The following is a 14,050-nucleotide window of genomic DNA, read 5'->3' as shown; positions in this document are numbered from 1 at the left end:
TTAATGCACAACAGTAAAGCAAATTTAGCTTATTTTGTCGTGATGAAAAAAAGGTAATTTTTAAATACTATAACTATCATATGGTTGAGCTGGCTCATTATGGTTGGTACGTAATATGCTTTTATATTGTTAACCCACTAAAGGGTTTAACTTATATTAAATTTCAAAGGATAAAATTATGCATATACCCCCTTATACCGCTGTAGACGCGGCCATTGCTATAACCGAAAAAACCACCGACGATCATAGTTACGCCGTTGATATGAGAGCTACAGTAATCGATTTACTTTCGCACCCTAAACATAATCAACAGGCGATGAGCAAACATGAAACAGATCAGATATTTATTCTTGGCTACAATTAATACTCAAATTAGTAACGCAAATAATTTTTATAATAACTGTTTACACTGAAACCGATTAAATGTAATGATAACTATTATCGTTAACTTGAGTCGGTTTTTTTATGTCTTCAAATTATGCCCAGCATCGCTACCATCAAGAACTCTCTTGTCATTGCTTAAGACCTGGCCTGCATGCCCCCATGCTCGTTGCCGATTACATAGAAACCGCCCTTAACGTCGCCAAAAAATTTGAGCAACAACATAATCCCTTGCTTCAAGAGTTTTATCTTAGGCGCACACACCATGAAATTATGAACAAAATGTGCGACCCTCTTATACATAATGCTATTCGTAAACAATGTTTAGAGCAGCTATACAAGCCATTATTAGCATTAAAACGGTTTTATAAGGTGCATAACAATACTGCACAATTTTTAATACTTGAGCGTGAAGCTCGTATTCTTAGTCACGAATTCAACCCTTTTTAAGGAGCACACTTATGAGCAACTTTAGAACAGAATCAGACAGCATGGGCGAGCTACAAGTACCTACTGATGCGCTCTATCAGGCGCAAACACAACGAGCAGTTAATAACTTTGCCATTAGTGGCTTATCTATGCCAAAGCAATTTATCACTGCACTGGCTTATATAAAACAAGCTGCTGCGCAAAGTAACTGCGAGCTTGGCCATTTAAGTAAAGACAAAGCAAATGCTATTGAGCAAGCTTGTCAAAGTATTATTGATGGCGAGCATGTTGAGCATTTCCCCGTTGATATTTTTCAAACCGGTTCGGGCACAAGCTCAAATATGAATGCCAACGAAGTTATTGCAACGCTTGCTAGCCGATTAGGCAGTGAAAGCATTCACCCTAATGATGATGTAAACATGGGGCAAAGTTCTAACGATGTAGTCCCTACTGCTATCGCACTCAGTAGCGCAATAAATGTAGTGTATGAATTACTTCCTTCGCTTGAAAACTTATCGCAAAGCCTAGAAAAGAAAAAAGCTGAAGTAGGCCATATAGTTAAAACGGGCCGTACGCATTTAATGGATGCAATGCCTGTTACATTTGATCAAACACTAAGTGCATGGCAGTCACAAGTTAACCATGCCGCAGCAGGAATTAGACATAGCTTAGAGCGTGTATGCGAACTGGCACAAGGCGGTACAGCTGTTGGAACAGGAATAAATGCAGATCCTAAGTTTGCAGCCAAATTTGCAGAAAACCTGAGTGCCAATGTAGGCATTAGATTTACGCCTAGTAGTAACTTTTTTTATAACATCGGCTCACAAGACGCCATAGTAGCGCTTTCGGGGCAATTAAAAGTACTCGCTGTAGCACAAATGAAAATAGCGAACGACCTACGCTGGATGAACTCAGGACCACTTGCGGGCTTAGGCGAAATAGAGCTAGAAGCACTTCAACCGGGCTCGTCTATTATGCCTGGCAAGGTAAATCCGGTAATACCAGAAGCCGCAGCCATGGTAAGCGCACAAGTAATCGGTAACGACGCGACCATTACAGTAGCAGGCCAAGCGGGTAATTTTGAGCTAAACGTTATGCTGCCAGTCATTGCGTATAATATTTTGCAAAGCATAGAATTACTTGCCAATAGCGCACAAGCATTGGGCGATAAAGCCATTGCCAGCTTTAAAGTAAATAAGCCTAATATAGATAAAGCACTCGCTAAAAATCCAATTTTAGTGACTGCGCTCAATCCGGTGATCGGTTATGAAAAAGCAGCAAAAATAGCAAAGCAGGCTTATAAGGAAGCCCGCCCTATTATTGATGTAGCCGAACAAGAAACCGATTTACCACGCAATGAACTCGAAAAGCTACTTAATCCCACCAAACTAACGCAGGGTGGACTTTAATAAACGATATTTTTCACGGCTTTAATTACTTGATAATATAGTTTTTATTGCCGTAAAAAATGCACCGTGTATGATAGTGATGAATATTTCATCACTATCAAGGTTTGTTATGCGTACCCCATTGTTAGCCATACTTTTACCACTTTGTTTAACTGCATGCTTAGATAAAACGCCAACTGAAACGCAGCAAGTAACAATAACCTCAGAAGCTGAAGCACCAAAGCAAGAGCTACAAAAGCTAAAAGAAAACACTCAATTACAAGAAAATACTAAAAAGAACCTAGTTGCTGAAAAAATACCAAAAGCTGATTTAAAAAACGTTTCAATAGACGATATAAAAACAGCTAAAGCCGAATTAAATACGCTAATTACAGATAAGCAATGTGATACCAGCACTCAATGCAGAATAAGTGCAGTAGGCAGTCGCGCGTGTGGCGGGCCAAGTAGCTTTGTTGTGTATTCAACAAAATCAGCGTCTGAAAAACAAGTAGCAGCCCTTAGCGACAAAATTACTAAGCTTGAAAGTAGTTATAATTCACAAAAAGGGATGATGAGCATTTGTCAGCATTTAACAACGCCAAGCACGCAGTGTGTTGAAAATAAATGTGTTAAACTTGAAGGTTCAGCGGTAAGTGCATTTTAAGGATAACGTTATGAGTTGTTTACCATCGGCAATTAAACTATCAATTTTAAGCATTGCTAGCAGCATTTTACTACTAAGTGGTTGTGCTAGTACTGTGACGTCAAATGAGCAAAGTAAAAACTTATCTGACTTAAACTATGATCTGAATAACATGGTGAGTAATAACAGCTGCACTGCAAGCTTTCAGTGCAAAGTACTTGAAGTGGGCGCCCGCGCATGCGGCGGACCGAGTAAGTATGCTGTTTATTCAACGCTGAACACATCTCAAGAAGAAGCAGAACAGCTTGCTCAACAAATAACAAAACAAGAAAAAATACAAAATAAAGCACAAGGCTTAACCGATTGTTCACCAGTACTTGAAGTGCAATCGCTGTGTATTAATCACCAATGCCAGTCGTTTGATATAAAATAAAAACGGTCGCGTATAAGCTAATTTCAGCGTTAACCTAAATACGGAATTAACGCTGAAATTACAACAACCAGCACTACGCAAATACCCGCTTTTATAATGTACTTCATGGGCATTGTTTTAAGCACCCAATATGCATAAATAAAGCGTACAAAATAACTCGCCGCAGTACCAAACAATGCAAAAATAAGTAGATAAGCAATTAGAGTAATATTCATAATAATCTAGTGCAACTACTTAGTTTTTTTAGTGTGAGCAATTAGTAAGTCAGCTACTTGTTGTTTTACGGCTCGCTTATCATCACTTGGGACATCAAAGCGACTGGCTAGTTGCGCAATCTCATCATCATTTAAATTAAACGATAAACGTTGACGCGTTTTTTTAGACTTTACATCTAAGCCAAGTATTTTACGGATCATATCTGACGGCGTTAACTCTTGGTCAATAGCTTGCTTTTTTATCAGCTTTTGAACTTCACTGCTTAGATCAAATGCCATTTGTGTGGCACGTACAGCTTGTTCCTGACGCAACCACTTGTCTTTAGCATCACTCACTTAGCATCTCCGGGAAACAAGTCTACAATATCAGACATTGGACGCATGAGCGTTAGCGATACTTCGGTTTCGCCGCCATCCCAAATTTCGATATTTAAACCAAAGCCTTCATTATCTGATGCTAAACAAATCATTTCGCATGGTTCACCACCTTCTTGCTCATAGCGAGGCAATGTTTGGTTGCGGTAATCTTTATTATGGAAATAACACACATAAGGCGACTCGCTTTGTTGATAACTTTTAGCTAAAAACTGCATAAAGCGCTCTGGTGTATTTTGCACTGTAATGTGGGTTAACGACTCTTCATCAAAAATACGCGCAAACTCATCAAGGCCAAATATCTCTTCAACTTCGTTGCGCTGAATTTTAATAGAAAAGTTAGCCCACTCTTCGCCGTCATCTTGCTCAATTTGTAAAAATACAACTTGGCCGCTATTTGTCTCAAGTACAAATTCAGTATCGCTGCTGTGCTGATATTGGTAAGTCTGAATATCAGTAACACGTAGCGTTTCACCTTTTAACCATACCGGATAAGCAAATGAGTCGATAACGCTAAACATGTCGCCTTTTTTTAGCTCGCTCGGATGATTAAGCTGACGCTCTGGCTCTTTTTTAGATTTGAAAAAATTAAACATAGGAAGGCTGCCTTCTAAGCAAAAAAGGTAACTGAGCAAAACTCGGTTACCTTTTTAAAGTATAAACGTAATGGTTAGCTATTTTGCTTCGCTTTGATGCGAGCTAAAATATCAGCACTTTTTGGACTTGTGTCGCCAATGCCTGCTTCAGCCATTTTTGCTTTTAAGTCATCGCCATTTACGTCTGACTCAAGTTGCTTTGCAGCACCTAGCTGGTCGCTACGATCTTGTTGACGCTGTTTAATGCGTTCAAGCGATTGACGAGCCGATGTCATAGACGAGCTGTTTGTATTAAGCGTGCTGTTAACAGCCATTGTTGCTTGCTGTACGCTTTCAGTGGTTTTAACCATTGTAAGCTGGCGCTGATTCTCTTTAATTGATTTTTCAGCATCTTTAACTTGCTGCTTAAGCGCAACAATATGGTTACTAAAACCAGATAATACTTGCTCGTTTTCGGCTTTTTCTGCTTCAAAGTCACCAATTTTTTCTGCAATTTCTAATGCTAACGCTTCGTTGCCCTTTTCAAGAGCTTGGCCTGCATACGCTTCATGTTCAGCGATTGATGCATCTACAGCGCTAATTTTACGCTTAGTCTGCATTTCTTTAGCCATTACTTCTGTAAGGCTTTTTTTTGCGCGGTGAAGTGCATTTTGCGCGTCTGCAATTTCTTGCTCAAAAATACGGATGCCATTTTTGTCTACAATTGCTTCGCCTGCTTCACGAGCGCCGCCACGTACTGCTGTAAATAATTTTTTTAAAATACTCATAATCTTAACTCCACTAACTGGCTATTAATCGTTTAAATACAAGGTCACGGCTTCTAGTGCATCGATAGCGTTATCGGCTAAAGTCACTAGTTCGTGGGTAACGTCATCTAATGATGAATTTACCGACAGTGCACCAAAAATCGCGTATTTGTTATCGATTTTAGCAAATGCACTCAGTGGAATTGGCACGTTTAAACGTAGTAATGTTTCGTTTAACTCGTTGCGTAATTCACTCTTAACTTCATCTTCGTCAAACAAGTAGCTAATACATAACAACTGCTCTTGCGTTTGTGTAACAAAAATTGGAAGTTCATCATTTCCATCAACAATGACTTGTAAAACATCTTGCTCGCCTGGGTTGGCAATCAAGAAAGACTCAAAGTTAGCGCCTTCAGTTTCAAAAGAAGCTAATTTTATTGAAAGTTCATTTAATTCCATGTCTCTGCCTTTTGTCGTTTGACATATTATGTCTGAGTTAAGATTCTCATGGTCGACATATTATGTCAACCATGTTTTGTTAGTTTTTATACAATTCGCTTTCTATTTGCCATGCAGTTCGGTAGTAATCATAAAGCTGACCAGATCCTAACCTATTGACCTCAATACTTTTAACTTGTTCAAAGTATTGGTTAGGAAATACAAAACTTGCCAATAAATATTCTTTACTAATCCATCTTGATGGCACAGGCATAGCCGTCGCATCATTAATACGGCCACTAGCCGACTGACCCATTTTAGTGGCTATAGTCCAGCCCCACTGCCCAAACGAAGGTATGTTTTGCTGATACTGCTCAACATACTCAAACCCTGCGGCTTTAACTGTTTTAGCAATGCTTAAAAACGCTTTTTTAGCGTGGTAAGGTGAAGTTGATTGAACCGCCATTGCGCCATCGGGTGCTAATAACTGACGTACATGATTATAAAAGTAATCACTGTACATTTTATTTAGATCAGGGTGATTTGGGTCCGGTAAATCAATTAAGATAGTGTCGAACTGCTTAGATTGATCAAGTAGCTTTTCTACTTCTAAAAATGCATCACCCACAATTATGTTGGCTCGCGAGTCTTGCATCGATTTATTGTTTAGCTGTAGTAATCGCTTATTGATGTGCTCTGGCGGGGTAAAGTCACCGTATTTATGACCAAATAAATTGAGAAGCTGCGCGTCTAAATCTATTAACGTTACTTCACTCACAGGCCATTTTAAAACATCTCTAAGTGCAAGCCCGTCACCACCACCAATTATTAATACACGGTCGTGTCTGTTAGAGGCAAGCATTGCAGGGTAAACCAGCATTGAATGATATATTTGTTCATCAATACTTGAGAACTGCAAACGTCCATTTAAATATAAATCGGTGATTGGCTGAGGTTGGTTTTTGCTTAACCTTTCGGTTAAAACTACGTGCTGGTATTTGGTTGCTTGCGAATAAATTACTTTATCTTTGTATAAAACATTACTTAGATTGTTCATCCAGCTACTGCCAAATACTAAAATAAAGCCAAACAATGCCAACAGTACTATATGGCAAACTAAAAGTGCCTTAGCAAAGCGCACATGGGCATGGTAACGCCATAAAAAAGCGAGTCCTGCGATGATATTAAATAACGCCGTCCACGCTGCAGCTTGCATTATAGGCATTGAGAGCATGATACTTACCCAAATGGCTGCACCAATACCAGCACCGATATAATCGGCACCATAAATAGTCCCTGCGTTGTTTTCTAAAAAACGGCCATAAACGTGCTGACGAATGCGCGCTATAAGCGGTATTTCCATACCAATAAATAAACCCAGTATTAAACCAAAAACATAAGGTAGAAAACGTGACCACTCTTGTAGCTTTTGAAATACGTAACCATTAAGTACAACGTCTGGGGGTAAGTTAAAAATGCTCGAAAATAAATGAGGAAGAGAATAACTTACAGCTATTACACCCGCTATCGCTAAAATGCAGCCCATGCCAACCAAAGCAATAATGCTTTCTAGCCAAGCAAAAGCGGTAAATGCATCTTTAAACCAGCGCGCTAAAAAAGCGCCTAAGCCCATTGCTACAATCATAGTACCGATCATGGCGTAAATAGCGCTTTCTACTGAGCCAAGTACACGGCCCGCATAATGAGACAGTAAGTATTCATAAATAAGGCCGCACCCAGCAAGCACGGCCATAACAGTAATTAGTAATATATCGTGCCCAAGTAAGCGAGACTTACTTGGGGGAGTGTTGGTTGATGACACTGATTATGCGCCTAGTAAGGTTGCCATAGTGATACCTACAGCAAATGATACTGCTGCAGAAATAGCTGCTACACCTACATTTTTTTGACGATTAACTTCATCTGAAATATCGCAACCAGATAAAATTATTTTAATTGTCACTAAGTGCAAAATAATAAATGCGACAAGGCTCACTACAGCGCTAATAGCCCAGTATAGTAAACTCGCATTAATGTTATCAGCAGCGTATGGCGCAACACCCGTTGCAGCTGTAATAGCTAATGCACTACCTATTAAAAATCCAGCGTAACGAATACCCACAGCTAAGTTACCATCAACAATTGCTTGTTGTAGGCAGTCGCCACTTTTGTTTGTACGCTTAAATAACTGCACTCGGTACTGGCTAACAAGTAGTAATACAACACTACCTATAATAAAGGCAGCAATTACAATTGGAAGGCCATGCCAGCCATCAGTAGCCACCCATAAAAGTGCTGAGCGAATAACTATTGCAACGCTAACAACATGACCAAAATCAATTATTGAAGCTGTAACGTTACCTTTAACTATTTCGTCGTGCAGGCTTACTTTACGAAGCGCTACTTTATCTTGAAAAAAGTGACCCAACTTAATAAGTACAATTGCTAATGCGCCGTAAGCTAACATTTGCAGTGCTTCTTGTTGCAGTGTTGCAGCAAAAGCACCACTACTTACACCTGTTAATACAATCGCCAGTGCCACTAAACCAGCGGCAAAGCTAATACCAAAAGCAAAGTTATCACGCTCTGTTATTTCATCATTTGCGTGTAAGTTTGAAACCCAGCCTTTTATATATTTAAGGCTTACAAATAATAAAACAATAATTGCAAAATCAATCGCCAATGCTTGTAGCGACCACATAGTTATTCCATTAAATTCATACATATTATTCTAACTCCAACTTTATTCTTTTACTTACCACGGCTCACGCCACGAGAGGTTCTGCTACCGCTATCACGCACCGATCCTGAGCTATTGCTATAACTGCTAGAACGAGAATAACTACTGCGGCTTTTTGGTGGCGTATAACTACTACGGCTTAAACCGGATGCACCTGTTTTTTTACTCGCATAAGGGCTTGTAAACTGCTTACCTTGGCGTTGGTATGTTTGGCGCGTGCGTGTTTCTAGCGCGCTTTGGGTTTTAATTTGTTTAGGGCTTGAATAACGCGAACGGCCATAGTCATTGTAATAACTATACTTTCGGCGCTTGCTCCAACTACCATATTCAACGCGGTCAAATACATCGCCTAAAATACGGTACATGCCGTACCATTGCCAAAAGCTAATACCATTACTATTTGTTTGCCAGTTACCATAGTTAGGGTTACCTACCATTTGGTTACCAACACCCTCACCTTCAGCTTGCTTACTAATTGCGCCTACACGCGCTAAAGTGCCTTTGGACATATCAGCTAGCATATTAATAGGATCGGTTAACGCATCAGAAAATAGCGTAGGTTTAGACGCATCACGCAACAAATCAATGCTATGCAACGTATCTTCGTAAGGAGGAATTAAGTAAGTTCCTTTAATATCTTTAAGTCGCTGTGTTAAACCACTATAAAGTGCACCTTGGCGCGTTGCATCAAGGGTAATTACATCAACAACTTTTGTAAGCTCTGGTTGTTGTTTTTTAAGGAGCTCGCCATATCCTTTAAGTAATACAGCATTGCGCACATTCCCATTATCAAGCGCAGTACCAAGCTGTGACAGCTCTGTATCTGCTTTTTTAATAGACTCTTGAATTGTTTGTTGCAGCTGCTCTTCTTTAGATTGACAACCCATAAGCACTGCGAACAAACAAAACAGGCTTATAAGTTTCCAAGCTTTAATATTCGACATTCATGTCACCTGATTTACTAAATTAACTTAGGTAGTTTTACACAGGTCACTTATTAAACCAAGAATGAAATTGCAACAAAGTAAGTCAGTACAAAATTAAATAAACAGCTATATTTAGTATATGAATTTAAAAGCATTCTCAATGTTAAGCTTTTAGTGCTACAAAGGGCGTAGTAAGTAACTTTTTTGTAATTATGGATTGCCTGATTACACAATAATAACTAAAACATAATTAAATGATGGTTAAGGGTTAGATTTGATGCTTCATAGTATTCGATATAAATTTATTATAATAACAACGGTTTTAATTATATTTAGCGCAAATTTAGTTTTTTTCCTCGCAATTAATGAACACGAAGATTTATATCGCCAATCTGTTAAACAAAACTTAGATGCAATGTCTTCAAATATTTCCGATAGCTTATTACGTGTTATGTCTGAGCAAGTTGATTTGTTCTCTATAACCACCGAATTACTCGGTTTTGATCGATATGAACACATTAAGTTTGTTAATGTATTTGACGCTGACTGGCAATTAATCCAATCGTATGTCCACCCTAACTATTTAGAGCTTGAGAGCTTTAAGCCTGAGCTTATAAGTATTCAACCAAAAAATTTACCTTATGCGGTTACAATAACCAATGAAGGACTAGTGGCCTTAAAGGCAATTGGGGAGGAGCAATTTCCTATTGGATATTTGCTCATTGTGCAAGACTTTAAAAAGCCATTGAATGAAAGTAAAATTAGCCTTTTTTATAGTGCAGCTCCATTTGTTGTTTTAATTATTGCACTCACCATTATTATTTCATTTTGGATATATCAGCGTTTATTAAGCCCACTTTTAGCGCTCTCGAAGTTCACACAGAAAGTTGAAAAATCAACAAATTATAAGCTTCAATACCAAGTCACTGGTCATGATGAAGTATCTCAACTTGGTAACGACATTAATGCATTACTACAAACAATTGACTCCCAAGTTCAAACCAATCATAAACACACCGCACAACTTTTAGTACAAACGCATTCAATGGAGCGCCTCGCCAACTACGATATATTAACAGGTTTACCTAATCGCATGTTTTTTATGGACCTACTCAAACTCGAGCTGGCTAGTAGTAAAAGTAACGACCGAGACGTTGCGATTATGTTCTTTGATGTTGATAGTTTTAAAGGCGTTAACGACACCCTAGGCCATGAAACCGGAGATATGCTTTTACAAGCTGTGGCTAAAAAAGTGAAAAGTTATCTGCGTAGTAACGACATAATTGCACGCTTAGGCGGTGATGAGTTTTTAATTATGCTACCTAATATCACTGAGCAATCTATTGTTATAGATATTGCCGAAAGTATCATTGAGGGTATGAAAGAGCCATTCACTATAAATGAGTGGGACGTACCAGCGGGTATTAGTATTGGTATTGCAAGTGCCAAAGAAGCTGAATTTGATATAAATACATTTATCAGTAATGCCGATATTGCAATGTACACATCAAAAGAAAAAGGCAAAGGCGCATATACAATATTCCACCATAAAATGCTTGAAGATAACAAACGAAAAGCGCAAGTCGCTAACTTAATATCTCACGCAATAGCGCAAAATGAATTTGAGTTATTTTATCAGCTTAAAATGTCGAATACAGGCGAAGCTCAAGGCTTAGAAGCCTTAATAAGATGGCAAAGCAAAGAGCTAGGCTTTGTTTCTCCTGATGAGTTTATACCTATAGCGGAACAAGCAGGTAAAATAAAAGCGATTACCCAATGGGTGATCACACAAGTATTTAAAGATGTGCAAATGCTAAAACAACTTATGGGGAATAATGTACTCGTCTCAATGAATCTTTCAAGCCATGACTTAAAAGATCATAACTTCATTCATACTGTAAAAAGTAAACTACTTGAACATAGCGTCGATATTTCAAATGTTCAGTTTGAAATAACAGAATCAAGCTATTTAGAAAATTTTGAAAACGCGAATCAATTTTTTAATCAAGTTAAAGTTATGGGAGGCTCAATTGCATTAGATGACTTTGGCACAGGTTACTCTTCATTGAGTTACCTTACTAAAATTGAAATTGATACATTAAAAATAGATCGAATGTTTGTAAATCAATATGCAAGCTCAGCAAAAGACACTGCAGTATTACAAGCAATACTCGATTTAGGCCAACGCCTTGGTTTAAAAATATGTAGCGAAGGAATTGAAACAACCGACCAAGCTAACTACCTAGTATCAAATGGTAGTGATGAAATGCAGGGCTATTACTTTGCAAAACCAGTGTGCATTGCACAACTACCACACGCAATTGAACGAGCGAAAATATTATTTAAAGAACTAACAATAACTTCAAAATAACTCAGTGCAATTGATTTTTTACTAAGCAAACGGCTTACTTTTAATTTAGTGCAATTATGGTGAGCTCTTTAGGTATAGTAATTCCTGCTGGAAGGTAAGCTACTGAGTCTTCAACGGTTAGTAAGTACTCTATAACCTCTTCTGTAGACTCAAATTCGACAGGGGGCTTGCTGCGCCCCGTGAATCGCATTTGGGCCCAATAAGCTTGTATTCTAGATTCAGTAAGACCTACCATCCTAGTGTTAAAATTTATTCTAAGCGGATTGCCGACAAATAGGTTAACTGCTTTAAATTGTCTGCTCATAGCTCCGCCCATATAAATATGGCGAATTTGTTGCTTACTAAAAGATAAGTTTTTATCTGTGGTATTTACTACAATAATGACGTTCAAGGGGTTTGTATTTTCTGCATAAACTGAAATGCTAAAACCAAATAGGCTACTAGCGACTACAAAGAGCATCATTATTTTTTTAATGTTATTAATAGGTTTAAAAAATATCATTAAAACACCCAATCCAAACCAATAAGATAAAGATTAGTTTTTTTATCAAAATCAGAGTCATCAGGAGTAACGAAAAACGAGTCTTTTACATCGTCACCTTCTAGGGTTGAAAACTCAGCTTTTAAGGCAAGGTTTGGCAGCACATCCCAGCGTACACCAACCGTCCAACTCTTAATTGAATCAGGCGTAGATTCATCAAAAATACGATTGTACCCATATGCAAGTTGATCTAAGTCGCTATTAATACCTAACGGAATTTCATTTTCAGCAGAACGAGTTTCTACGTCGCTATCTGCAAATGTTAAGTGGTATGTAAAAGGAGCATGATTAACACCGGCAGTTAAATAATAGCTTTGAATTATAGGCACTATCCCCAAATCAGTTTTAATGCGGACCCATTCACCTCTAAAAAAATAATCTAAATTGTCGTAAATTACGCCAAATTGATTTGCATGTGCTCTACCTTTTGTTTTTACCGAGCTGGCGCTTTTTGTAAAATTAAGGCTATTAAGCACATTTTCTAGCTGTCTTATCTCATCAATATCAAGCTTGATATTCCCATTATAACGGGAAACTCTAAATTCTAAGTTTTCAATATTAATCTTACCAATGAACCCTAAAAGATTATCAACTTCAAAGCCCGTTCTTAAGGCGCCAATCCCTATATCACCCGACTCTTCACCATAGTAACCTTCAAAGCTCAAATCAAAGTTTTCTGCACCAAATTTATAAACAGCATCTATGCCATTAAACGTTTTAAATAAATAAGTATCATAAACTTGTTGAGGTGGATTGATCCATGGGTACGCAAAACCAACATCCGAAAAGTCACTCATGGTAAAAAAAGGTGTGCGTAACTTTCCGAGTTTTATTTGAATATTATCTGTCGGTCTATATGTTAAATATAACCACTCTAACCCTGAGTTATCGGAAGCTGTTGTGTTATTGCTTCTTAACAAAAATTGAGCTGTTGCAGACCACTTATCATCAAATTGATACTCGCCTTGGAATCCAATTAAACTAGATGGAGAAAATTTAATACTGTCTTCATATCCCTTAAACTCGACATTTTTTTCGTCTAAGTAACCACCAATAACTCGAGCATAACCAGAAAATTCTAACTCATTAGAAAAAGCTGAAAAATGAGTAAGCATAGTGGTAAAAAGTAAGCACCAAGATATTTTATATCGCATCAGAGAAAATTAAATCCTTTGTTGAATTATGCAAAGTACAATGAAGATTAATTATGCTAACAAGGAAATAATTCACCAGTTCGGATAATCCATTATTTAATTATTTTAAGTAGCGCTCTTTACCGCGACCTAGGATTAATGATTATAGTCAATGAATTACATGTTGGCACAATATATGTGCTCTATAAGAGTATTAAGTACCTAGGTAACACTGTTTTTACCTCAATCCCATTCAGTATTATTGAGATAGAGCTTAACTATATTTATATAGATACTTTTCAACTAAGTAGGGGATCAAACTGATTCTTAATTTATCTCGTTCACCAAGATTGAGTGTTTTACATAAGTGCTTGGTAGGATGTAAATTAGCTAAATTATAATGCGATATGTGAGTAATTCACCACATTTTACTTTTTACAATTTGAACCCTGATGATGTCGTAGTGCCCACAGCGGTAGAAAGTCGCAGTGAAATGCTACACTCTCTTTGTGTCGCGATATGAGTGTGTATTAATTGCGCGTATTTCACTTTTCTGCAGACGTAAAAAAACCCGACTATTTCTAGTCGGGCTCTCTACAATTTGAAGCCTGGTAATGTCCTACTTTCACATAGCAAATGCTACACTATCATCGGCGCTGTTTCGTTTCACTACTGAGTTCGGCATGGAGTCAGGT

Annotated in this window: 16 protein-coding genes; 6 read left to right on the top strand and 10 right to left on the bottom strand. The window is 38.0% G+C overall.

The window, feature by feature from the left end:
• Positions 1 to 178 precede the first annotated feature (178 nt).
• The 5 genes from H5159_RS13040 to H5159_RS13020 all read left to right on the top strand — a co-directional run bounded on the left by H5159_RS13040 (position 179) and on the right by H5159_RS13020 (position 3,274).
• A complete protein-coding gene (locus H5159_RS13040; protein ID WP_024596419.1) occupies positions 179 to 364 on the top strand; it encodes a hypothetical protein in 186 nt (61 codons plus the stop codon).
• A gap of 101 nt (positions 365 to 465) precedes the next feature.
• Entirely contained in the window at positions 466 to 831 is a 366-nt protein-coding gene (locus H5159_RS13035; RefSeq protein WP_223231703.1) for a hypothetical protein, read from the top strand.
• Positions 832 to 842: 11 nt separating this feature from the next.
• On the top strand, positions 843 to 2,219 hold the full coding sequence (locus H5159_RS13030) for an aspartate ammonia-lyase (RefSeq protein ID WP_182725032.1): 1,377 nt from the start codon (positions 843 to 845) through the stop codon (positions 2,217 to 2,219).
• Between the two features lie 109 nt (positions 2,220 to 2,328).
• Positions 2,329 to 2,862: a hypothetical protein gene (locus H5159_RS13025; protein WP_182737919.1), complete on the top strand. Its 534-nt coding sequence runs from the start codon at positions 2,329 to 2,331 to the stop codon at positions 2,860 to 2,862.
• A 10-nt stretch (positions 2,863 to 2,872) separates the two neighbouring features.
• Positions 2,873 to 3,274 carry a hypothetical protein gene (locus tag H5159_RS13020; RefSeq protein ID WP_024597425.1) on the top strand — a complete coding sequence of 134 codons (402 nt, stop codon included), beginning with the start codon at positions 2,873 to 2,875 and terminating at the stop codon, positions 3,272 to 3,274.
• Positions 3,275 to 3,303: 29 nt separating this feature from the next.
• Here the strand turns inward: H5159_RS13020 and H5159_RS13015 are convergent, their stop codons facing one another.
• From H5159_RS13015 to H5159_RS12980, 8 genes are all read right to left on the bottom strand, one after another.
• The gene (locus tag H5159_RS13015; protein ID WP_024597424.1) at positions 3,304 to 3,489 is read right to left on the bottom strand and encodes a hypothetical protein; all 186 of its coding nucleotides are present in this window, start codon (positions 3,487 to 3,489) and stop codon (positions 3,304 to 3,306) included.
• A 15-nt stretch (positions 3,490 to 3,504) separates the two neighbouring features.
• Positions 3,505 to 3,825, bottom strand: coding sequence for a hypothetical protein (locus H5159_RS13010; RefSeq protein ID WP_024597423.1), 321 nt, complete (start codon positions 3,823 to 3,825; stop codon positions 3,505 to 3,507).
• Positions 3,822 to 4,460, bottom strand: a complete 639-nt coding sequence (locus H5159_RS13005; RefSeq protein ID WP_182780409.1) for a DUF4178 domain-containing protein — start codon at positions 4,458 to 4,460, stop codon at positions 3,822 to 3,824. The genes H5159_RS13010 and H5159_RS13005 overlap by 4 nt, the downstream gene beginning before the upstream one ends.
• A gap of 74 nt (positions 4,461 to 4,534) precedes the next feature.
• Positions 4,535 to 5,227, bottom strand: coding sequence for a PspA/IM30 family protein (locus tag H5159_RS13000; RefSeq protein ID WP_004335088.1), 693 nt, complete (start codon positions 5,225 to 5,227; stop codon positions 4,535 to 4,537).
• 24 nt (positions 5,228 to 5,251) lie between these two features.
• Entirely contained in the window at positions 5,252 to 5,665 is a 414-nt protein-coding gene (locus H5159_RS12995) for a YjfI family protein (protein ID WP_004335098.1), read from the bottom strand.
• Positions 5,666 to 5,744: 79 nt separating this feature from the next.
• Positions 5,745 to 7,466 carry a polyamine aminopropyltransferase gene (locus tag H5159_RS12990; RefSeq protein WP_182737918.1) on the bottom strand — a complete coding sequence of 574 codons (1,722 nt, stop codon included), beginning with the start codon at positions 7,464 to 7,466 and terminating at the stop codon, positions 5,745 to 5,747.
• 3 nt (positions 7,467 to 7,469) lie between these two features.
• Entirely contained in the window at positions 7,470 to 8,369 is a 900-nt protein-coding gene (locus H5159_RS12985) for a DUF350 domain-containing protein (RefSeq protein WP_024597420.1), read from the bottom strand.
• A 26-nt stretch (positions 8,370 to 8,395) separates the two neighbouring features.
• Positions 8,396 to 9,328, bottom strand: coding sequence for a CHAD domain-containing protein (locus H5159_RS12980; RefSeq protein ID WP_182696304.1), 933 nt, complete (start codon positions 9,326 to 9,328; stop codon positions 8,396 to 8,398).
• A 259-nt stretch (positions 9,329 to 9,587) separates the two neighbouring features.
• On the opposite strand from H5159_RS12980, the gene H5159_RS12975 reads away from it, so the two are divergent.
• Positions 9,588 to 11,681, top strand: coding sequence for an EAL domain-containing protein (locus H5159_RS12975; RefSeq protein WP_182780408.1), 2,094 nt, complete (start codon positions 9,588 to 9,590; stop codon positions 11,679 to 11,681).
• 40 nt (positions 11,682 to 11,721) lie between these two features.
• Here H5159_RS12975 and H5159_RS12970 read toward each other — a convergent pair whose 3' ends face one another.
• A complete protein-coding gene (locus H5159_RS12970) occupies positions 11,722 to 12,183 on the bottom strand; it encodes a hypothetical protein (protein ID WP_182780407.1) in 462 nt (153 codons plus the stop codon).
• Entirely contained in the window at positions 12,183 to 13,376 is a 1,194-nt protein-coding gene (locus tag H5159_RS12965; protein ID WP_182734577.1) for a porin, read from the bottom strand. The genes H5159_RS12970 and H5159_RS12965 overlap by 1 nt, the downstream gene beginning before the upstream one ends.
• Positions 13,377 to 14,050: the final 674 nt, after the last annotated feature.

This window comes from Pseudoalteromonas sp. SG43-1, from assembly GCF_014164415.1.
GTDB classification, from domain to species: domain Bacteria; phylum Pseudomonadota; class Gammaproteobacteria; order Enterobacterales; family Alteromonadaceae; genus Pseudoalteromonas; species Pseudoalteromonas distincta.
The sequence above is the reverse complement of the archived record's forward strand: the minus strand, read 5'-3'. Positions and strand labels throughout refer to the sequence as shown.

Coding starts and splice junctions, on each gene's coding strand:
- H5159_RS13040 (WP_024596419.1), top strand. CDS start 179: ATGCATATACCCCCTTATACCGCTGTAGACGCGGCCATTGCTATAACC.
- H5159_RS13000 (WP_004335088.1), bottom strand. CDS start 5,227: ATGAGTATTTTAAAAAAATTATTTACAGCAGTACGTGGCGGCGCTCGT.
- H5159_RS12980 (WP_182696304.1), bottom strand. CDS start 9,328: ATGTCGAATATTAAAGCTTGGAAACTTATAAGCCTGTTTTGTTTGTTC.
- H5159_RS12970 (WP_182780407.1), bottom strand. CDS start 12,183: ATGATATTTTTTAAACCTATTAATAACATTAAAAAAATAATGATGCTC.
- H5159_RS13030 (WP_182725032.1), top strand. CDS start 843: ATGAGCAACTTTAGAACAGAATCAGACAGCATGGGCGAGCTACAAGTA.
- H5159_RS13035 (WP_223231703.1), top strand. CDS start 466: ATGTCTTCAAATTATGCCCAGCATCGCTACCATCAAGAACTCTCTTGT.
- H5159_RS12995 (WP_004335098.1), bottom strand. CDS start 5,665: ATGGAATTAAATGAACTTTCAATAAAATTAGCTTCTTTTGAAACTGAA.
- H5159_RS12985 (WP_024597420.1), bottom strand. CDS start 8,369: ATGTATGAATTTAATGGAATAACTATGTGGTCGCTACAAGCATTGGCG.
- H5159_RS13015 (WP_024597424.1), bottom strand. CDS start 3,489: ATGAATATTACTCTAATTGCTTATCTACTTATTTTTGCATTGTTTGGT.
- H5159_RS13025 (WP_182737919.1), top strand. CDS start 2,329: ATGCGTACCCCATTGTTAGCCATACTTTTACCACTTTGTTTAACTGCA.
- H5159_RS13020 (WP_024597425.1), top strand. CDS start 2,873: ATGAGTTGTTTACCATCGGCAATTAAACTATCAATTTTAAGCATTGCT.
- H5159_RS12975 (WP_182780408.1), top strand. CDS start 9,588: ATGCTTCATAGTATTCGATATAAATTTATTATAATAACAACGGTTTTA.
- H5159_RS12965 (WP_182734577.1), bottom strand. CDS start 13,376: ATGCGATATAAAATATCTTGGTGCTTACTTTTTACCACTATGCTTACT.
- H5159_RS13005 (WP_182780409.1), bottom strand. CDS start 4,460: ATGTTTAATTTTTTCAAATCTAAAAAAGAGCCAGAGCGTCAGCTTAAT.